Annotated in this window: 16 protein-coding genes; 10 read left to right on the forward strand and 6 right to left on the reverse strand. The window is 58.4% G+C overall.

Annotation, left to right across the window (positions count from 1 at the left end):
• The first annotated feature begins 28 nt into the window (after nucleotides 1-28).
• Nucleotides 29-4,072 (forward strand): PAS domain S-box protein, encoded by a 4,044-nt coding sequence (locus tag SLIT_RS15380; RefSeq protein ID WP_013030640.1) that lies wholly within the window; start codon nucleotides 29-31, stop codon nucleotides 4,070-4,072.
• A 264-nt stretch (nucleotides 4,073-4,336) separates the two neighbouring features.
• Nucleotides 4,337-5,110 (forward strand): endonuclease/exonuclease/phosphatase family protein, encoded by a 774-nt coding sequence (locus SLIT_RS12580; RefSeq protein WP_041421342.1) that lies wholly within the window; start codon nucleotides 4,337-4,339, stop codon nucleotides 5,108-5,110.
• A 26-nt stretch (nucleotides 5,111-5,136) separates the two neighbouring features.
• Here the strand turns inward: SLIT_RS12580 and SLIT_RS12585 are convergent, their stop codons facing one another.
• Nucleotides 5,137-6,579 carry a M17 family metallopeptidase gene (locus tag SLIT_RS12585; protein WP_013030642.1) on the reverse strand — a complete coding sequence of 481 codons (1,443 nt, stop codon included), beginning with the start codon at nucleotides 6,577-6,579 and terminating at the stop codon, nucleotides 5,137-5,139.
• 153 nt (nucleotides 6,580-6,732) lie between these two features.
• On the opposite strand from SLIT_RS12585, the gene SLIT_RS12590 reads away from it, so the two are divergent.
• The 6 genes from SLIT_RS12590 to SLIT_RS12615 all read left to right on the forward strand — a co-directional run bounded on the left by SLIT_RS12590 (nucleotide 6,733) and on the right by SLIT_RS12615 (nucleotide 13,715).
• Nucleotides 6,733-7,527, forward strand: a complete 795-nt coding sequence (locus SLIT_RS12590) for a thymidylate synthase (RefSeq protein ID WP_013030643.1) — start codon at nucleotides 6,733-6,735, stop codon at nucleotides 7,525-7,527.
• A gap of 54 nt (nucleotides 7,528-7,581) precedes the next feature.
• Nucleotides 7,582-7,941, forward strand: coding sequence for a four helix bundle protein (locus SLIT_RS12595; RefSeq protein ID WP_013030644.1), 360 nt, complete (start codon nucleotides 7,582-7,584; stop codon nucleotides 7,939-7,941).
• A gap of 2 nt (nucleotides 7,942-7,943) precedes the next feature.
• Nucleotides 7,944-8,477, forward strand: coding sequence for a dihydrofolate reductase (locus SLIT_RS12600; RefSeq protein ID WP_013030645.1), 534 nt, complete (start codon nucleotides 7,944-7,946; stop codon nucleotides 8,475-8,477).
• Between the two features lie 485 nt (nucleotides 8,478-8,962).
• A complete protein-coding gene (locus SLIT_RS12605; protein WP_013030646.1) occupies nucleotides 8,963-11,194 on the forward strand; it encodes an alpha,alpha-trehalose-phosphate synthase (UDP-forming) in 2,232 nt (743 codons plus the stop codon).
• A gap of 2 nt (nucleotides 11,195-11,196) precedes the next feature.
• Nucleotides 11,197-11,940, forward strand: a complete 744-nt coding sequence (otsB, locus tag SLIT_RS12610) for a trehalose-phosphatase (protein ID WP_013030647.1) — start codon at nucleotides 11,197-11,199, stop codon at nucleotides 11,938-11,940.
• Complete coding sequence (locus tag SLIT_RS12615) at nucleotides 11,937-13,715, forward strand: glycoside hydrolase family 15 protein (protein WP_013030648.1); 1,779 nt, start codon at nucleotides 11,937-11,939, stop codon at nucleotides 13,713-13,715. The genes otsB and SLIT_RS12615 overlap by 4 nt, the downstream gene beginning before the upstream one ends.
• A gap of 18 nt (nucleotides 13,716-13,733) precedes the next feature.
• On the opposite strand, the gene SLIT_RS12620 is transcribed toward SLIT_RS12615, so the two are convergent.
• The 5 genes from SLIT_RS12620 to SLIT_RS12640 all read right to left on the reverse strand — a co-directional run bounded on the left by SLIT_RS12620 (nucleotide 13,734) and on the right by SLIT_RS12640 (nucleotide 17,145).
• Complete coding sequence (locus tag SLIT_RS12620; RefSeq protein WP_013030649.1) at nucleotides 13,734-14,810, reverse strand: calcium:cation antiporter; 1,077 nt, start codon at nucleotides 14,808-14,810, stop codon at nucleotides 13,734-13,736.
• An 85-nt stretch (nucleotides 14,811-14,895) separates the two neighbouring features.
• The gene (locus SLIT_RS12625) at nucleotides 14,896-15,225 is read right to left on the reverse strand and encodes a hypothetical protein (RefSeq protein ID WP_013030650.1); all 330 of its coding nucleotides are present in this window, start codon (nucleotides 15,223-15,225) and stop codon (nucleotides 14,896-14,898) included.
• 16 nt (nucleotides 15,226-15,241) lie between these two features.
• Complete coding sequence (locus SLIT_RS12630; protein WP_013030651.1) at nucleotides 15,242-15,982, reverse strand: hypothetical protein; 741 nt, start codon at nucleotides 15,980-15,982, stop codon at nucleotides 15,242-15,244.
• The gene (locus tag SLIT_RS12635) at nucleotides 15,983-16,816 is read right to left on the reverse strand and encodes an FTR1 family iron permease (protein WP_013030652.1); all 834 of its coding nucleotides are present in this window, start codon (nucleotides 16,814-16,816) and stop codon (nucleotides 15,983-15,985) included.
• Between the two features lie 11 nt (nucleotides 16,817-16,827).
• Nucleotides 16,828-17,145, reverse strand: a complete 318-nt coding sequence (locus SLIT_RS12640) for a cupredoxin domain-containing protein (RefSeq protein WP_013030653.1) — start codon at nucleotides 17,143-17,145, stop codon at nucleotides 16,828-16,830.
• A 99-nt stretch (nucleotides 17,146-17,244) separates the two neighbouring features.
• Here SLIT_RS12640 and fur point away from each other — a divergent pair, with 99 nt between their 5' ends.
• Together fur and SLIT_RS12650 are read left to right on the forward strand one after the other, a co-directional pair.
• Nucleotides 17,245-17,685: a ferric iron uptake transcriptional regulator gene (fur, locus tag SLIT_RS12645; RefSeq protein ID WP_013030654.1), complete on the forward strand. Its 441-nt coding sequence runs from the start codon at nucleotides 17,245-17,247 to the stop codon at nucleotides 17,683-17,685.
• Between the two features lie 122 nt (nucleotides 17,686-17,807).
• Nucleotides 17,808-19,757 (forward strand): peptidase U32 family protein, encoded by a 1,950-nt coding sequence (locus SLIT_RS12650; RefSeq protein WP_013030655.1) that lies wholly within the window; start codon nucleotides 17,808-17,810, stop codon nucleotides 19,755-19,757.
• The last annotated feature ends 30 nt before the right edge of the window (nucleotides 19,758-19,787 follow it).

Below are 19,787 nucleotides of genomic sequence, written 5' to 3' on the forward strand. Positions count from 1 at the left end.
TGTCACCTACCTAACAGAGCTTTGTTCCATGAATAAACGCCTGACCCCAGCCAGGATCGCCCTGCTGTATGCAGCATTCGCTGCGCTGTGGATATTCGCCTCCGACAAACTGCTTGTGCTTGCCGTACGCGACCCTGAGCTGATCGTCCAGATCAGCACCTATAAAGGCCTCATTTTCGTCTTCGTGACGACGTGGCTGCTTTACCTGCTGATGCAGAGCTGGATCATCCAGACCGTTCGCACATCCCTTCCTGAAACTGCGGCAAACGACGCACACAATGTCCACACCCTGTTCGCGATCTTCCTGTGCCTGGTATTGATCGTACCGCTATTCGGTTTCGGCATCGCCAGGCTCTACGGTCCGCGCATCCAGCAGGTCGCATTCGCAGACCTGGCCTCCATCGCCGAACTGAAAACGAACCAGATCGAGATCTGGCTGAAGGAATGGCGCGACGACGCCGAGGAATTCTCGCAACGCGAAGGTTTCAGCGAGAATGTGGAGCAATGGTTCAAGCATGGGGACAAGAATGCAAAACACTACGTACTCGGAAGGATGGATACGCTTGCCGACATGCAGGGATACGATCCCGTGCTGCTGGACACACATGGCAAGCCGGGCCTGGCGGCCGATTTTGTGTCGGACCCGATCGCCGAGAAAGTCTGGCTTGACCTGCTGAAATCGGCGCTGCTCAGCAGCAGACCGCAGCATAGCGACTTGTATCGCGACAGCAACGGTGCGATACGCCTCGATTTCGTCGTTCCCTTGTATCTGCCGAACCCGCAGCGGTTGGTGGGTGCGATCGTGCTGCGCGCGCCGGTCAACAAATTGTTCTTTCCCCTGATCCAGTCCTGGCCGACATCCAGCTCCAGCGCCGAGACCGTGCTGGTACGGCAGGAGGGCGACCAGATCCTGTTCCTGAACGAACTGCGCCACCAGAAGAACACGGCATTGACGTTGCGCTTTCCCATCGATCATTCCGGCATGCCGGCTGCCGCTTCCATCAAAAGCAAAACGCCGCAAACCCTGGAAGGAGTCGACTACCGCGGCATCAGGGTGCTGGCGGCGACCCGGCCGATACCGGGCACCGACTGGCACCTGGTCGCCAAGGTGGACCGGGATGAGGTGATGGCCCTGCCCAATGAGATGATCTTCTGGCTCGGCCTGGTTGCGATCCTCATCGTGTTCGTAGTGACAAGCGCGGTGATGTTGATATGGCGGCAGCAGCAACGCTTACACCGGATGGAACTGGCAAACCGCTCATCCGAACAGGACAAGCAGCTCAAGCTGTTCTACGACCTGCCCTTCATCGGCATGGCGATCACCTCGCCGGCCACCAAGCGCTGGGTGTATGCGAATGACCGCTTGTGCGACATGCTGGGCTATAGCCGCGACGATCTGCTGAAAACCGCATGGATAGACCTTACCCACCCCGACGATGTCGCGGGCAACCTGAAAGAGTTCGAGCGCATGGTGGCCGGCGAGACGGACGGTTTCAACATTGAAAAACGTTTCATACGCAAGGACGGCTCACCCATCACCGTCAATCTCGATGTCAAATGCACGCGCAGGGCAGACGGAAAACCGGACCTGATCGTGGCGCTGGTCGACGACATCACCCAGCGCAAGCAAACGGAACTGGCCTTGCGCGCAAAAGAGGCGACCTACCGCTCCCTGTTCGACAATATGTTGAATGGTGTCGCGCACTACCGCATGATCTTCCGCGACGGCGCTCCGGTGGATTACGAGTTCATCGCCGTCAATCCCGCCTTCGGGAAAACGACCGGATTAAAGGATGTCGTAGGCAGGAAAGTAAGCGAGGTCATTCCCGGCTATTGCGAAGCCAACCAGGATTCGCTGCAGGTGTTCGGCAAGGTGGCCCAAACCGGCGAAGCATGCCACTGGGAACATTATCTGTCCGCACTGGGCAAATGGTTCTCGTTCTCGATCTACAGCCCGGCACCGGGCGAGTTCGTTGTAGTGAGCGAGGATATCACCGAGCGCAAACAGGCCGAGACGGCATTGCGCGATAGTGAAGATCGCTTCCGCAGCATCTTCAACAATGCCATCGATGGGATCCTGCTTGCCGACAGCGGGACACGGAAATTCATCATGGGGAATTCCGCGATAGCGCGCATGCTGGGTTACAGCAACGAGGAGCTCCTGCAGCTGGGAACGGAGGATATCCATCCAGAACAGGACAAAGAATATTACATCGCCCAATTCGCGATGATGGTGCGCGGCGAAAGCACGCTCAGTTCGAATGCGGTGGTCAAACGAAAAGACGGCTCGGTGTTCTACGCGGATATCAAAGCGTCTCCACTTCGCATCGGCGACAAGGTCTATCTCATGGGATTCTTCCGCGACATCACCGAGCGCAAACAGACAGAGGATGCACTTCGCCAGGGTGCGGCAGTATTCGAGAGCAGCCACAACGGGATCATCATCACCGATCTCGACGGACATATTCTGGCTGCGAATCAGGCCTATGCGGATATCTCCGGCTATACCGAATCCGAACTGCTGGGGCAGAACCCGCGCATCCTCAACTCCGGTCGCCAAAGCAGGGATTTTTACCGGAAAATGTGGGCCAACATCAAAGAAGCCGGCTCGTGGCAAGGCGAGCTATGGAACAGGCGCAAGAACGGCGAGATCTACCCCACCTGGCTTGCCGTAAGTGCTGTCAGGAACGATCAAGGCAAGGCCACACATTACGTGGGCATCTCCTCCGACCTGAGCCAGCTCAGGCAGACCGAGGCAGAGCGCGAGCATCTGGCGCATTACGATCCGCTCACCGACCTGCCCAACCGCCTGCTGCTGCGATCGCATCTTACCCACGCACTGGCGCAGGCAAAACGCCATCACAACCAGGTCGGCGTGCTGTATCTCGACCTGGACCGCTTCAAGAACATCAATGACAGCCTGGGTTACCAGGTCGGCGACGAGTTGCTGGTCACCCTGACCGAGCGCCTGACCATGCATATGCGCAGCGAGGATCTGCTGGCGCGACTGGGCGGCGATGAGTTCCTGCTGGTGCTGGAGCACATCAACGAACCGGAGGATAGCGCCATCGTGGCAAGGTCGCTGCTCGAAACATTGGCGCAACCCTTCGTCCTTCACGGCGAACGGGAGATCTTCATCGGCGCCAGTATTGGCATCAGCATTTTTCCGAACGATGGCGATAGCGCCGAGCAACTGATCCAGCATGCCGATGCCGCCATGCATCAAGCCAAGACGCTTGGTCGCAACACTTACCACTTCTACACTGAGGACCTTTCGCGTGCCTCCAACGAGCATCTCGAACTTGAGAACCGGTTGCGCCACGCCATCACGGCGAACCAGTTGCGGGTGTATTACCAGCCGCAGGTGGATATCGCCACCGGCCACATCATCGGCGCAGAAGCGTTGGTGCGCTGGCAAGACCCGGAGCGCGGCTTGGTCCAGCCCGGTCAATTCATCCCCTTGGCAGAAGAGACTGGCCTGATCGGGGCCATCGGCGAATGGGTACTGAAAGAGACATGCCTGCAGGGCATGCGCTGGATCGATGCCGGCCTGCCCTTCCTGACGCTGGCGGTGAATCTTTCCCCGCACCAGTTCCTGCGCGGCAACATCGCCGGGCTGATCTCGAAAGTGCTGGCCGAGACCGGCTTCCCTGCCGACCGGCTCGAACTGGAACTGACCGAAAGCGCTTTGATGCAGCAGGGAGAAGATGTCATCAAGATGCTGCACCTGCTGCGTGCGCAGGACATCCGCCTGGCCATCGACGATTTCGGCACGGGCTATTCCTCGCTCTCCTACCTCAAGCGCTTCCCGCTCGACATCCTGAAGATCGACAAGAGCTTCGTCGACGACATCCCCTTCCATCAGGACGATATGGAGATCGCCGCCACCATCATCGCGATGGGCCACATCCTGGGTTTCAAGGTACTGGCGGAAGGTGTGGAGACCCGGGAACAACTGGAGTTCCTGCAGGCGAGAGGGTGCGACCTGTACCAGGGTTACCTGACCAGCCCGCCGATACCGGCGGAAGAGTTTGAAAAACTATTGAAGGAAAACATGGCAAGGGATGCATAGCTTGCCGTTGGATCGATCAAATATTGCAGCACGAATCGCCATCCCTGCCGGCTTACCGTTCGTCGGTTTCTCGCTGCATATTCTGCTACAGCCCAGATGTCCAAAGCTGTAACAGAAAGCTACATCCATGCTGACCGGAAAATTCCATGCATTACGCCTATCGGATTTTCGTCATGGTTCAGCAAGGTATTAATACACAATGGTTTGCATGGAACGATTGAAATGGCATCATACGGCCCTGTGCAACCCGACCACGTCTCGCTTATGAGCAGATTCAGAGTCATGCAGTTCAATATGCAGTTCGGCCAGATATGGGATGAGGCCGAAGGCGATCACGCTCCGATCGATCTTGACCTGACCATCGCCGAGATCCAGAGCCATGACGCCGACATCATCATCCTGCAGGAAGTGGAGCATGCACAGCCCGGCGGGGTTCAGCTCCAGCCTCCTCCCAATTACACTCGCCTGAAAGCCGCATTCAGGGGCTATGACAGCTACTTTTCGTACCCGAAAGCCGATCCGCGCGAGCTGCCTTTCGGTATCGGCCTGGCCATCTTTTCCAGAACTCCTTTACGCGATACTTTTCGCATGGAACTGCCTTCATCTCCGGTCGAGTTCGAATTCGACGGCAAAAAAAGGACACCGACCGACCGGCTGCTCATCGGTGCGAAGACGACGCTCGACGGACAAGAGGTTCAGCTCTTCAACACGCACCTGCTGGCGTATTTCATGCTCAATTCGTCGAGCGAACAGCATCTGCAGCAACGCCAGCTCGTCGTCGAGCAATTGCGCAAGTCCACCGGCCCTACCTTGATCGGGGGCGATTTCAACGTCAGCAACCGCGATTCGCTGGTCCACCAGTTCGCCGATGCCGGTTACCAGCCCGTGCAGACCACCGAAGTGACCTGGCGTTACCGTCCTTTCGTGCTCGACCATATCTTCCACAGTCCGCATCTTCAATCGGTGCGCTATACCGTCAAGCCGACCAAGGCATCAGACCATCACATCCTGCTCGCGGAATTCGAGTTCGCACATTAGAACGGATCGGCTCCCGGCCAGTCGCCTTACTCCTGCAGCATCCGCAGCCCCCACGCCACGCCAAAGCCGTTCACGTCATGCGCGACGATACCGAGCCCGCCTTCGCAGCGGCTGGCGGACAGATCCACATGCACCCACGGCGTGTCGTGTTCGACGAAGCGCTTGAGGAAGCGTGTGGCAAGGATGTGATCGGCATCGCCGTCCAGCGTGCACTGCTTGATGTCGGCGACCTTGGAATCGAGCGCGGCTTCGTAATCCTCGTCCTGCGGGAAGGCACACAACCGTTCGCCGGTTTGTTTGCCAATACTTACGGCGCGTTGTGCCAATTCGTCGCTGGTGCCGAACACGCCGCTGTAGCGCGCGCCCAGCGCCATCGCCATGCTGCCGGTGAGCGTGGCGAAGTCGATAATGAGATTTGGCTTGGCACGCGAGGCCAGCGTGAGCGTATCGGCCAGCACCATGCGGCCTTCGGCATCGGTGTGCATCACTTCGATGAAGGTGCCGTTGAGCGCCTTGACGATATCGTTCTGCTTGTAGGCTTTCGGGCTGATGTGGTTCTGCGCCAGCGCCAGCCAGCAGTCGATGTTCACTGCCAGTTTCTGCTGCGTCGCCGCGAGCAGGATGCCCAGACTCACCGCGGAGCCGTTCATGTCCTCGTGCATGTTGTGCATGTAGCGCGACGGCTTGAGGTTGTGGCCTCCGGTATCGAAGCAGATGCCCTTGCCCACCAGCGCGATGGTCTGTTTGGCTTTGGGATGTTTGTAGGACAGATGCACGATGGCCGCATCTTCCGGATCGCTGCCCTGCGCCACGGCGACGAATGCACCGGCACCCATCTTGCGCAGTTTCGGCATGGTGAGCTCTTCGTGCTTCCAGCCATTCGCCGTGGCCAGCTTCTTCACGCGCTGGCGGTAATTGCCCGGCGTCAGCTCGTTCGGCGGCAGCACGGTCAGCTCGCGGCACAGCAGGTTGCCGGCGGCTTGCGCCTTCAATGCATCGAACACCTTCTTGTCATTGAAGCCGTACAGCTCGATCTTCTGCAGCGACTTGCGCTCGTCCTTCTTCTTGTGCACTGGCAACAGTGCGCCGTTGACCCAGGCGCCGTACACAGCCAGTTCAGCCATGCGCTGTCGTTGCGCCGCATCACCAGACACCGACACCGCGATGACTTTGGGTTGCTCTTCCAGCAGCGGCTGCAGTGCTTTGCGCACCTGCACTTGCTGGGCAAAGGTATCTTTCTCGAGATCCACCATTACCCAGGCCACCAGCGTGCCATTGGCAGCATTCGCTGCGACGGGCGATTTCCCCAGTTCGTCCGCCTTCATGTCGCGGCGCTTGAGCACGGCGGCCAGCAGTTCGCCGTGCGGCGCATCTTTGGGAAGCATCTTCGCCTTGGGTAGCAGCACCAGCAGATGCGTAGCGCTCAGTGTCTTGGGCAGGGAGGGAGTCAGGGTCAGTTGTGCTAGCATTACGTCCTCGATAAATGATGTGTGTTGTCATTATCTCGTAAAAAACCATTTGCCACAGAGGACACAGAGATCACAGAGAAACCCCGGCGCTTCACCACTTTCTCCGTGATCTCTGTGTCCTCTGTGGCTTGAATTGATTTTGTCCAAGTTCACATGCGCCAATACCTAGACCTGATGCAGCACGTTCTCGAACACGGAACGAAGAAATCCGACCGCACCGGCACCGGCACCACCAGCGTGTTCGGCTACCAGATGCGCTTCGACCTCTCCCAGGGCTTTCCGCTGGTCACCACCAAGAAGTGCCATCTGAAATCCATCATCCACGAATTGCTGTGGTTCCTGCAGGGCAGCACCAACACCAAATACCTCAAGGACAACGGCGTCAGCATCTGGGACGAGTGGGCCGACGAACAGGGCAATCTTGGGCCGGTGTACGGCAAGCAATGGCGCTCGTGGGAGACCGTGGATGGCCGCGTGATCGACCAAATCAAAGTCGCCGTCGAGCAGATCAGGAACAACCCGGATTCGCGCCGCATCATCGTCTCGGCCTGGAACGTGGGCGAGCTGGACAAGATGGCGCTGGCGCCCTGCCATGCCTTCTTCCAGTTCTATGTCGCCGACGGCAAACTGTCTTGCCAACTCTACCAGCGCAGCGCGGACATCTTCCTCGGCGTGCCGTTCAACATCGCTTCGTATGCCTTGCTCACCATGATGATGGCGCAGGTGTGCGGGCTGAAATACGGCGATTTCGTGCACACCTTCGGCGACGCCCACCTGTATTCCAACCACATGGAACAGACCGCAACGCAACTGTCGCGCGAGCCGCGCGCGCTGCCGACCATGAAGATCAACCCGGACGTGAAGGACATCTTCGGCTTCAAGTTCGAAGATTTCACGCTGGAAGGTTACGACCCGCACCCGGCGATCAAGGCTCCGGTGGCGGTCTAGGATTTAAACATCAAGATTTTGGAATTGGGATCTGGGATTTAGTGGGGACGGCGGATGAAATATAGTGATCTGGTTGTCTGGCAAAAGGCGATGGATTTGGTGACTTCCATCTATAAAATCACTGCCGTTTTTCCCAATGACGAGCGTTTCGGACTGACCTCTCAAATCAGACGCGCCGCGGTCTCTGTTCCATCCAACATCGCCGAAGGTCATGGTCGCAAGGCAACCGGGGCATATCTCAACCATATTTCCATTGCCCTCGGTTCTGTGATGGAGCTCGAAACACAGTTACAGATTGCTCTGCGTCTGAATTTTGTTGATTCTGACACCTGCATTGTGCTGCTGTCTCAAACGGACGAAATAGGAAGGATGCTTGGCGGACTGAAGAAATCCATCGCAAACCAAGTGGAATAATAATGACCTCAAACACCCCGCCCAAATCCCAAATCCCAAATCCCAAATCCTCGTCGTTGTCATTGATTGTAGCCATGGCGCGTAACCGCACCATCGGCGTCAACAACACCTTGCCCTGGCGCTGTCCGGAAGACCTCAAGCATTTCAAGACGCTGACCATGGGGCATCACATGATCATGGGACGCAAGACATTCGACTCCATCGGCAAGCCGTTGCCGGGACGCACCACCGTAGTGATCACGCGCAACAACGATCTGGAGATCGAAGGCTGCATCGTCGCACACTCGCTGCAAGAGGCGCTGGTCACCTGTGCAGGAGATGAGGAGATATTTGTCGTGGGTGGAGCAGAACTCTACCGGCAAGCCATATCGCTCGTGGATACACTCTATGTCACCGAGATCCAGCAGGATGTGGCAGGCGATGCGCACTTCCCCGAGATCGACAAAGCCTTCTGGCAGGAAACATCGCGCGAGATGCGCTCGCAGGAAACGCCGCAACCGATGGACTTCCATTTCGTGACTTACCGCAAGATATAGCTACCGCAACTCGTTGGGGCTGAAGTACGCCGCACCCATCCATTGTTTGCGACAAAGTGTCGCAGGAAGCCATCCCGGCAACCTCGTCGCCGAACGAATCCCGGACATTCAATGATCGAACGTAATAAGTCTTTGCGATATTTCATATACAATGTATTTAGATAAATATACTTGTTCGCAAATCGCATCGAACAAATTGCCGCGCCTGATCCGGTAAATCACGGCGCAATATGTCACTCTCATGTGACCTGCCCGAGAAGTTCAGATGTGTGCGCCTGAACTCATGGGTACCACATAAACCCGGGATCGCGCGCAAACTGGAACATCAGTATCGCCCGTCCCGCCAGAACCATTTTTTTTACTTGCCTCCATTTGCACGGGCTTTTTCAGCAACTTGATGTGAAACGCATGCTGCAGTTGCATCTCTTTCATGGCGATCAGTGCTCACTGGCTTGGGTGGGCCACACGAAAGGAAATGAGAACATATGAAACTCTCACTGCGCTTCGTACTCCCTTTGATCCTCGTTCTGGCGGCCATTGCTTACATTGTCGCACCGCTGGTCGACCAATTGACTTTGCGCTGGTTCATGCGCGATCTCGACATGCGGTCATCATTGATTGCCCGAACCATCCAGCAACCCCTGCTGGAACAGCTTGATGCCGGCAAAAAAAACAAGGTCGTAGCGCTCTTCAACACCATCACCAAAGATGAACGGTTGTATGCTATCGGCTACTGTGCTTCGCCAACCGCAAAGGCATTGGTCAGCCGCTCTTTTCAACACCTTATCCATTGTGAAAATCTTGATCGATGGGCAGATTCGAATGAGCTTCTGTTGCCAAGCACCCAGGGACCGCTGCATGTATCGGTATTGCCTATGGCCAGCACTGCAGCACCCGAAGGCCGTCTGGTGCTGGTGCACGACATGAGCTTCATCACCCACCGCAGCGAGGAAACCAAGCGTTACCTGTTCTACTTCTTCATGGGATTGGCACTGGTGATCTCGCTGATCACGGTGATCATCGCGCAGCTTTCCTGGCGCGGCTGGATGTCCGGCATGCGTTCGCTGTTGCGCGGCGAAGGATTGCTATGGCAGCTGGCATCGGGTGAGCAGCCGAGCCCGCCGGAATTCAAGCCGATCGCACGGGACTTGCAGCGGCTGGTTCGCGAGCTTGAATCCGAAACCCGTGCGCGTGATGAGGAGCAGATCACCTGGTCGCCGGAAAGCCTGCGCTCCATCCTCCACAGCGAGTTGCGCGGCGAAGACATCATCGTGGTGTCGAACAGGGAGCCGTATATCCACCAGCGCATCGATGGCCGGATCGAAGTGCAAAGGCCGGCCAGCGGCCTGGTCACTGCCCTGGAACCCATCATGCGCGCATGCTCCGGCACATGGATCGCGCATGGCAGCGGCACAGCCGATCGCGAGGTGGTCGACAGATTCGACCGGGTCGCGGTACCGCCCGAGACACCCGCATACCAGATCCGCCGCGTATGGCTGTCCAAGGAAGAGGAGAAAGGCTATTACTACGGCTTCTCCAATGAAGGACTATGGCCGCTCTGCCATATCGCCCATGTGCGGCCCACTTTCCGCACCAGCGACTGGACCCAGTATGTCGCGGTGAACCGCAAGTTCGCCAAGGCCGTGGTGAGCGAGTCCAGAACAAAGAATCCCATCGTCCTGGTACAGGACTACCATTTCGCCTTGCTGCCCAAGATGATCCGCGAGGTACTCCCCGATGCCACCATCATCACTTTCTGGCATATCCCGTGGCCCAATCCGGAGTCGTTCGCCATCTGCCCCTGGCGAGACGAGGTACTCGAAGGGATGCTTGGCAGCAGCATCCTCGGTTTTCATACGCAGTTTCACTGCAACAATTTCGTCGACACTGTGGATCGTTTCATCGAGGCGCGCGTCGATCGCGAGTCTTTCACTGTCTCCTATGGCGGCAAGCTCACTGCCGTGCGCCGCTACCCGATCTCCATCGAATGGCCGCCGGCTCCGGAGATGGTACAAAAACCTGTGCCCGATTGCCGCAGCAACATACGGCAGCTGCATAAGCTTCCTGCGGAGCACAAGCTCGGCGTCGGCGTCGACCGGCTCGATTACACCAAAGGCATCACGGAACGTTTCCACGCCATCGAACGCCTGTTGGAGCTGAATCCCGAGTGGGTCGGCCGTTTCACTTTTGTGCAGATCGCAGCGCCGACGCGCTCGGGTATCGAGGAATACCAGCATCATGAATCGCAGGTGCGGGATATGGCCATGCGCATCAACAGCCGTTTCGATAGCAACTTGCCTCCGCCCATCGTGCTCAAGGTAGAACACCACGAACCGCGCGAGGTATACGAGTATTTCCGCGCCGCCGATCTCTGTTTTGTCAGCAGCCTGCACGATGGCATGAATCTGGTCGCCAAGGAATTTGTCGCGGCTCGCGACGATGATCGAGGTGTGCTCATCCTCTCCCAGTTCACCGGTGCGGCGCGTGAACTGCCCGAGGCGCTGATCGTCAACCCGTACGATGCTGACCAATGCGCCGCTGCCCTGCATCTGGCACTTACCATGCCGGCAGACGAACAGCGCGACCGCATGCGCCTGATGCGCGGCCTGGTGGCCGAGTTCAATGTTTTCCGCTGGGCCGGCCGCATGCTGCTGGATGCCGCCGCGATGCGACGCCGCAGCCGCCTGTTAGACAAGAATGGACATGGAGAGATATGACGATGCGTACCAGTTCTCCACCCTCGGCGAGCGTTGACTGGGCATATTTCCTCGATGTCGACGGCACCTTGATCGACATCGCCGACACACCGGGTGCTGCCTTTGTGGATACGGAGCTGCTTGATCTCATAGCACGCCTGTATCAGGAAAGCGGCGGCGCGATGGCGCTGGTCAGCGGCCGCTCCATCTCGGACCTTGAACATCTGCTCGGCTCGCTGCATCTGCCACTGGCCGGGCAGCACGGACTGGAACGGCGCGATGCCGCCGGGCGTCTATGGATACATGCCGCAACGCCTGAAGCCAAATGCACCATCAAGGAAGCGCTGGCGCCGGTTCTGGTGCAGTATCCCGGCCTGTTGCTTGAGGACAAGGGACTGACGCTGGCACTGCACTATCGGCAAGCCCCGCATCTGGCTGCTTATGCACACCGCCTGATGGGCCAGCTGGCAAACGATGCCGATGCCGGCCTTGAAGTGCAACCCGGCAAGCGCGTCGCGGAAGTCAAACCGTCCGGCATCGACAAAGGCACGGCGGTGTCGGAATATCTCAAGGAATCGCCGTTCAAGGGACGCCGACCGGTGTTCATCGGCGACGACCTCAACGATGAGCACGGCTTCGCCGAAGTGAACAGACTGGAAGGCATCTCCATCAAGGTCGGCAAGGGCCGAAGTTGCGCCCGCTTTCGCCTGCCCGATGTGGCTGCGGTAAGGAGATGGCTGGGCAACATCCTGAAAGGAAGCGAATGAAAAACCTGGACCTGGCCTTGATCGGCAATTGCACCATAGGCGCCCTGGTCGATGGCCGGGCGAACTTTACCTGGGGCTGTTTCCCGCGCTTCGATGGCGATCCTGTGTTCTGTTCCCTGCTCAAGGACACCGATGACTATGGATTCTTTTCCGTCGAGCTCACCGATTGCGAGCAGACCGAACAGCACTATCTGGAGAATACCGCGATCCTGGTAACGCGCCTTTACGATCGCCATGGCGGCGCGGTAGAAGTCACAGATTTCGCGCCCCGCTTCGGCCAATATGGCCGCATGTTCCGTCCCATGATGCTGGTGCGGCGGATCAAGCGGCTCTCCGGCAGCCCACGCATCACCCTGCGTCTGCGGCCCGCCTGCGATGACGGCGCGGGCCGGCCGACAGTCACCTGGGGCAGCAACCATATCCGCTATGTCGCACCGACATTCACGCTCAGGCTGACCACCGATGCATCCCTGACCGCACTGCTGCAGGAAACGCCATTCTTCCTGGAGGACACCATCACGCTGCTGCTCGGTTCGGACGAGACCGTACATGAAGCCGTCAGCGAAGTCGGCCGCCATTTTCTCGAGGAGACCGCTCAATACTGGCGCGAATGGGTCCGCTCCCTGGGCATCCCCTACGAATGGCAGGAAGCCGTGATACGCGCTGCGATCACACTGAAGCTGAATGCCTATGACGACACCGGCGCCATCGTCGCCGCCATGACCAGCTCCATCCCCGAGGCCGCCAATAGCGGACGCAACTGGGATTACCGCTACTGCTGGTTGCGCGATGGCTATTTTGTGGTCAATGCGCTGAATCGCCTGGGCGCGACTCGGACCATGGAGCGCTACCTCAGCTATATCGTGAATATCGCCGCCAATTCCGGAGGCAAGCCGCTGCAGCCGGTCTACGGTATCGACGGCAGGACGGAGCTGGAAGAGCGCGAAGTTCCGGCACTGGCAGGTTTTCGTGGCATGGGTCCGGTGCGCATCGGCAACCTTGCCTATCGCCAGGTGCAGCATGACGTCTATGGCTCGTCCATCCTCGCCGCGACCCATATCTTTTTTGACCAGCGCCTGACCCGGCGCGGAGACGAGGCGCTGTTCCGCCGTCTCGAACATCTCGGTACGCAAGCCATCCGCTGCTACGACCAGCCGGATGCCGGTCTCTGGGAACTGCGCGGCAGTGCGCGCGTACACACTTTTTCTGCCGTGATGTGCTGGGCGGCCTGCGACCGCCTGGCCAGGATCGCCGACGGATTGGGACTGTCCGAACGTGCAGAATACTGGCGCGACCAGGCGCGGCAGCTGCATGAGACCATCAGCCAGCGCGCGTGGAACCAGCAACGCGGCAGCTTCGTCTCCACCTTCGACGGCGACGCGATGGATGCAAGCCTGCTGCTGCTGGCAGAGGTCGGATTCCTCGAAGCGGGCGACCCGCGTTTTGTCGCCACGGTGAATATGGTCGAGAAAGACTTGCGCCGCGGCGATTTCATCTTCCGCTATGTCGAAAAGGACGATTTCGGCGAGCCGGAGAACGCCTTCCTGGTCTGCACGTTCTGGTATGTCAATGCGCTTGCCGCGGTGGATCGGCGAGAGGAAGCGCGAGCACTGTTTGAAAAGCTGCTGGCTCACCGCAACCGTCATGGTTTGTTGGCGGAACACATCGACCCGAACAGCGGCGAACAGTGGGGCAACTTCGTGCAGACTTACAGCATGGTGGGGCTGATCAATGCCGCGATCCGTTTGTCATTGCGCTGGGATCAGGCATTCTAGACAGCATCCGGCTGCACTTCAGATCATTCCCATTGCGACCAGCGCTATGAATGCAGCAAACAGCGCAAAATGGCTGATACCCTCGATGGCGTTGGTCTCGCCGTCATGCAGGTTGTTCATCACGGTGAGGAAGGTGAGCAGCAGCATGCCAGCCTGAACCGGCGTCAGCGCCATCACGATGCGCTCGCCGCTGAAAAGGGCGACGGTCTCGATCACCGGCAGCGTCAGCAATACGGTAGCCAGCGAGGCACCAAGCGCGATGTTGACCGTGGTCTGCATACGATCCTGCTGTGCGGCCTTGAGCGCAGTAAGTATCTCCGGACTGGCAGAGATCAAGGCGACCAGCACCGCGGGGATCGCCTTGGGCAGGCTGCTGCCCGAAAGTCCGGCATCCAGCAGCACCGACAGTATTTCGGAGAGCAGGCCGACCAGCACGATGGCGCCCAGCATCATGCCGACATGCAATGCATTCGGACTGTGCGATTCATCATGCGCCTCTTCGTCGGTCTCGCTGGAATACGCGAAAAAAGTCCGATGTTCGACCGTCTGCAAGCGCAGGAAGGCAACATACATGATCGCCATCGTTGCGATGGAAAAGCACGAATAGAACCGCCACTGCCCGTCGGGCACGAAATCGGGGATGAACATGCCGATGCCGATAGCGACCAGCAACATGGCAATAAAGGAATTGGCCGATGAGATGTTGTATTTTGTCTGGCCGTGCTTGAGCCCGCCGACGATGGCGGCAAGTCCGAGGATGCCGTTGATATCGAACATCACTGCAGAGAACACCGTGTCGCGCGCCAGCGTCGGATTGGGTGTGCCTTGCAGCAAAACGATCAAGATCACCACTTCCACCGACACTGCGGCAAGCGTCAGGATCAGTGTGCCATAGGGTTCGCCCAGTCGCATTGCCAGAACTTCAGCATGATGGGCGATGCGGAACGCAACGCCGATGATTGCAGCAAGAATGAGCATCAACAGTCCCCACAGCGCGACGCCGCCGTGTTCGATGGCGCCATGCTCGAACACAAAGCCCAGCCCGAGCATGAGAAGTGCGGCAGCGACCGGAAACTCCGGTTTCAGATATTTCATGGTTGTTCCTTGTTGTCTTTGTTGGTTCCGGCTTGCCATCCGTTCGATCGCAAGGTGCAATCTTCTCACGATGGATGCCTTTCAGCTAAATGGCGATTTCAAGAATGGGGCCGATTATGGCGCAGAACACGATGACCCGGATGAGGCTGCGCTTGTAACGGAACAGTGCGATCAGGGCATAAATCCAGTCATCTGCCCGACCGGGCCGCCAATGCTGATGAAACCCGGCTTCAGCCGTACCGAAAAGCTTGCGCCAGCGTGACCCGTGCCGGAAGGTCGGCATATTGCCAGTGATCTGTGCGATGCGACCGCGCCCGCTCCTTGGACGGTCGGTCGTCTTGAAGCGGGCAGGCTGCATGATTCCTGGTGGAATGCTGTATCTGGCCATCGCCCCGTCCGGGCAAGCCTTGCTCATGGCGGCGATCCGCCGGTCAGAATTCGTACTCGACCTGCATCCTGAACGTATGGCGGGGTGCCGCGCTGCTGACCCCCGACAACCAGGCTGCGTTGTATCTGATGGCCTGCCTGCCTCCCAGCCCCAACTTACCGAAGACCGCCGGACCGATACGATGGACCTGGTCTGCCTGTCTGTTCCAGTCGTTCCACTTCCCCATCTCGCCGAATCCCTGCAGGCCGAATTCAAGTACAGGTTGCCAGCGGTATTTTGCCTGCCATTGATAACTGAAGTTGGTACTGTATGGCACACCGCTCTCATCCGCTTTGCCGAATGCGCGCTCGAAAAGCAGATTGCCGTTCAGCTGCAGGTTGCCGAATTCCGTTTGCAGCAATGGCCCGAGTTTCAGCTCCCATGGTGCATTGCTGCTCAATGGCGCTTCCAGCTCGGTAACAAGTCCGGCATCCACGGGATATCTTCCGGTTTCGGTGAGCTGGAATTTGTTTTCCCATTCGGCCAGGTTGGCGATCTGGCCGCCGATCTGCTCCTGCTTCAAATATATCTCCGTGAACCAGTATTCTGTTGCGCCGTAACCGACACCGATGCTGGCTCCTTGCGCGAGCGTGCCATCCTTCTGCCTGAAAGAACCGTACTTGAAGTCGACCTCCCGTTCGCCATATTCCACGGTGGGTGTGTAAACATAATCTGCGGGACCGGCGATGGCCTTGCCCGCATTGATCGCGAGCAAACCGAACACCGCAATGAGTCCGATCTTCATCTAGGCACGCATCTTGTTGGAACGGTTCGGCACGTGGGCGCGGCTGACCAGCCACATGCCAAGACCGATGACAGTCAGTGCGGCGATATAAAAGACCAGCTGCATACCGGCCGGTCTGGAGTCGTAGCCAACCAGGCTATGCAGCAGCATTCCCGGCACTCCGTTTTCCGGCAATGTCGCCGAGGTGTCCCACACAGGAGCGGCAAGGCTGGGCAGCAGGTCGGCCTGGATCAGGAATCGCGCAGCCTGTGAAGCCATGCCTGCCGCCAGCAACAGCACCAGGATGCTGGTCGCCGAAAAGAACCAGCGCAGCGGCACGCGCAGCAGTCCGGCGTAGATCGAATAGCCGGCTGCAACGCCGAGCACCATTCCGGTCACCCCGCCGATCAGCATCGAAGATTGCCCGTTTTCCGAAGCGGCGATGCCATAAAGGAACAATACCGTTTCCGATCCCTCCCTGAGCACGGCGAGACCGACGATCAGCATCAGCACCGAACACTCGCTGCGTCCGTCGCGAATGTCTCCTCCGACCGAATGCGCGCTACGCGCCAGTTCAGCTCCGTGCGACGACATCCATATGTTGTGCCAGGCCAGCATCAGCACGGCGATGCCAAGCACGATGGCATTGAACAACTCCTGCCCGATGCCGCTGGCGAACGATCCGATGACGTCCGTGAATGCTGCGACCAGTGCCGAGCCTGCCAGACCCGCGACCAACCCGGCAGCCAGCCAGCGCTTGCTGCCAGGGACGCCGTGCGTCGCGGCAGCAACGATCCCGATGATCAGCGAAGCTTCCAGTACTTCCCGAAATACGATGATGGCGGTTCCAAACATTGATCGCTCTCCTATTGTGCAACGACTGCACCCAGTGCAGTGGCTGCGTTGAACTCACCGATGAACGGATAGCGCCCCTTGTCCAGCGGGCCGATGTATAGCGTTGCACTGCCGTGCCCGGCGATCACTTTCTCCCGGTTCAGCGCATAGCTGTCGAACTCTTCCGGCGTGGCATCCTGGTTCTCGATCAGCAACCTGATCTTGCTGCCAGACGGGATGTTCAGCTCGGCCGGCAGGAAGCGATGATCCTTGATAACCAACCTGTAATCGGTGTCTGCTGCCGAAGCGGCGAACGGGAACAGCAGGACAATCAGACAAAAGATGTTCATGGCACTCCTCAATTGATTTATGCAAACGATAATCGTTCTCATTTGCAATTGCAAGTCCTTTCGGGCATCATGTCGTAAAAATCGAATGGAAGCGTTGCTATGGACAAATCCCAGCCTGAAAACCTGAAGAACGCCGGACTGAAATCCACTTTGCCGAGACTCAAGATCCTGGGCTTGTTCGAATCGGGACAAGAGCGCCACATGAGCGCAGAGGATGTATACAAGCTGTTGCTTTCCACCGGAGATGATGTCGGGCTGGCCACCGTCTATCGCGTGCTGACCCAGTTCGAGCATGCCGGGCTGCTGGTACGCCACAACTTCGAAGGCGGCAAGTCGGTGTTCGAACTCAACGAGGGCAAGCACCACGACCACATCGTTTGCCTGCAGTGCGGCCATGTCGAGGAGTTCTACGACACCACCATCGAGTCGCGCCAGAAGAAGGTCGCAGCCGAACTTGGTTTCGAAGTGCATGACCACTCGCTGCACATCTACGCAGACTGCACCAAAACAAAATGCCCGCATAAACCCAGAAACGTCTAGCCAGTAGCACAGGTTGTCGTTCCCGCATCCGACTGCCCGAGTTCCCGCTGCAAGAGTGAATCCGTACGGGGAACCTGGTCATCACGGACTGGCATCGCCGCTCCCTCCGGTATAATCGCGCCATGCCTGAACACAAATATTCCCAAGCCATCGAACTGCTTGCCCCGGCGAAAACTGCCGCCATTGGGCGGGACGCCATCCTGCACGGCGCGGACGCGGTATATATCGGCGGACCGGCTTTCGGTGCGCGCGACAAGGCCGGTAATTCGATCGGCGATATCGCCGAGCTGGTCGCCTATGCGCACCGTTTCCATGCGCGCATCTACGTCACGCTCAACACCATCCTGCACGACAACGAACTGGAAGCCGCGCGCAAACTGGCTTATGACTGTTACAACGCCGGCGTGGATGCGCTGATCGTGCAGGACATGGGCCTGCTGGAACTCGACCTGCCGCCGATCGACTTGCACGCCTCCACGCAATGCGATATCCGCACTCCTGAAAAAGCGCGCTTTCTTGCCGATGCCGGTTTCTCGCAGATCGTGCTGGCGCGCGAACTCACCATCCAGGAGATCGCCAAAGTGCGCGCGGCCGTGCCTGCCGACACGGTAATCGAACACTTCGTTCACGGCGCCCTGTGTGTAGCCTATTCCGGCCAATGCAACATCAGTCATGCACATACCGGGCGCAGCGCGAATCGCGGCGATTGTTCGCAGGCCTGCCGCCTGCCCTATACCCTGCAGGACGCGAAAGGACAGATCGTCGCATTCGAGAAACACCTGCTTTCGGTAAAGGACAACAACCAGAGCGACAATCTGCACGCCCTGATCGACGCTGGCGTGCGCAGTTTCAAGATCGAAGGGCGCTACAAGGAAGCCGCCTACGTGAAGAACATCACTGGGCACTATCGCCTGCTGCTGGACCAGATACTGAACGAGCGCCCTGAATTGCACGCTGCATCCAGCGGAAAAACAAAACTGCTGTTCACCCCCGATCCGGACAAGACCTTCCATCGCGGTGCGACGGATTATTTTGCACAAGGTCGCAAGGCCGACATCGGCGCATTCGACACGCCCACCTTCGTCGGGCTGGAACTCGGCACGGTGACGCAGGTCGGCGACAAATGGTTCGAGATGGAATCGAATGAGCCGCTCGCCAATAGCGACGGCCTGAACTATCTGCACAAGCGTGAAGTCATCGGCCTGCAGGCGAACGTCGTCGAGTCCAGAAACAAAGTGTGGCGCATCTATCCCAACGAACCGCTGCACACCTTGCCGGGATTTCGCTCCGGCCTCGCCATCAACCGCAACCGCGACCACGCCTGGGAACAGGTGCTCGCCAGGAAATCGGCCGAGCGCCGCATCGGCGTGAGTGCCATCTTCGCCGAAACCATCGACGGCTTCTCGCTCACGCTGCAAGACGAAGATGGCATCACGGCCCCGGCCATCGTTGCCTTCGACAAGCAGCCTGCCAACGATCCAGAGACTGCGGAAGACAGCGTGCGCGAACAACTGACACGCTTCGGCAGCAGCGATTTCGTATTGGACATGCTCACCATAGACTGGACTCTTCCGTGGTTCGTGCCGAGTTCGCTGGCGAACAAACTGAGGCGAGATGCCGTGGAAAAGCTCGAACAAGCCCGTATTGAAAGTTTCACCCGCATCCCGCGCAAGACCGCCGCAGAACCGCCAGCCACTTATCCGGAAGAATCGCTCACCTTCCTCGCCAACGTGTACAACTCGGCGGCACGCACCTTCTACGCCAGGCATGGCGTGAAACTGATGGCTGCGGCCTACGAAGCACACCAGGAAGCCGGCGAAGTGCCGCTGATGATCACCCGCCATTGCATCCGCTATTCGTTGAGCCTGTGCCCCAAACAGGCAAAGGGCGTGATCGGCGTGCAAGGTCAGGTGCGCGCCGAACCGATGACGCTGGTGAATGGGAGCGAGAAACTCCGACTGGAATTCGACTGCCGAGCCTGCGAGATGCATGTGATAGGCAAGATGAAAAAACAAATCCTGAAAATGCCGCCTCCTGCTTCCGTTCCCGTCACTTTCCATCCGCACAGATAGACCCTATCCCCGCCGTCGGGTGCAGTGCGG

It is taken from the genome of Sideroxydans lithotrophicus ES-1, assembly GCF_000025705.1.
GTDB lineage: Bacteria > Pseudomonadota > Gammaproteobacteria > Burkholderiales > Gallionellaceae > Sideroxyarcus > Sideroxyarcus lithotrophicus.

Coding starts and splice junctions, on each gene's coding strand:
- SLIT_RS15380 (WP_013030640.1), top strand. CDS start 29: ATGAATAAACGCCTGACCCCAGCCAGGATCGCCCTGCTGTATGCAGCA.
- SLIT_RS12580 (WP_041421342.1), top strand. CDS start 4,337: ATGAGCAGATTCAGAGTCATGCAGTTCAATATGCAGTTCGGCCAGATA.
- SLIT_RS12585 (WP_013030642.1), bottom strand. CDS start 6,579: ATGCTAGCACAACTGACCCTGACTCCCTCCCTGCCCAAGACACTGAGC.
- SLIT_RS12590 (WP_013030643.1), top strand. CDS start 6,733: ATGCGCCAATACCTAGACCTGATGCAGCACGTTCTCGAACACGGAACG.
- SLIT_RS12595 (WP_013030644.1), top strand. CDS start 7,582: ATGAAATATAGTGATCTGGTTGTCTGGCAAAAGGCGATGGATTTGGTG.
- SLIT_RS12600 (WP_013030645.1), top strand. CDS start 7,944: ATGACCTCAAACACCCCGCCCAAATCCCAAATCCCAAATCCCAAATCC.
- SLIT_RS12605 (WP_013030646.1), top strand. CDS start 8,963: ATGAAACTCTCACTGCGCTTCGTACTCCCTTTGATCCTCGTTCTGGCG.
- otsB (WP_013030647.1), top strand. CDS start 11,197: ATGCGTACCAGTTCTCCACCCTCGGCGAGCGTTGACTGGGCATATTTC.
- SLIT_RS12615 (WP_013030648.1), top strand. CDS start 11,937: ATGAAAAACCTGGACCTGGCCTTGATCGGCAATTGCACCATAGGCGCC.
- SLIT_RS12620 (WP_013030649.1), bottom strand. CDS start 14,810: ATGAAATATCTGAAACCGGAGTTTCCGGTCGCTGCCGCACTTCTCATG.
- SLIT_RS12625 (WP_013030650.1), bottom strand. CDS start 15,225: ATGAGCAAGGCTTGCCCGGACGGGGCGATGGCCAGATACAGCATTCCA.
- SLIT_RS12630 (WP_013030651.1), bottom strand. CDS start 15,982: ATGAAGATCGGACTCATTGCGGTGTTCGGTTTGCTCGCGATCAATGCG.
- SLIT_RS12635 (WP_013030652.1), bottom strand. CDS start 16,816: ATGTTTGGAACCGCCATCATCGTATTTCGGGAAGTACTGGAAGCTTCG.
- SLIT_RS12640 (WP_013030653.1), bottom strand. CDS start 17,145: ATGAACATCTTTTGTCTGATTGTCCTGCTGTTCCCGTTCGCCGCTTCG.
- fur (WP_013030654.1), top strand. CDS start 17,245: ATGGACAAATCCCAGCCTGAAAACCTGAAGAACGCCGGACTGAAATCC.
- SLIT_RS12650 (WP_013030655.1), top strand. CDS start 17,808: ATGCCTGAACACAAATATTCCCAAGCCATCGAACTGCTTGCCCCGGCG.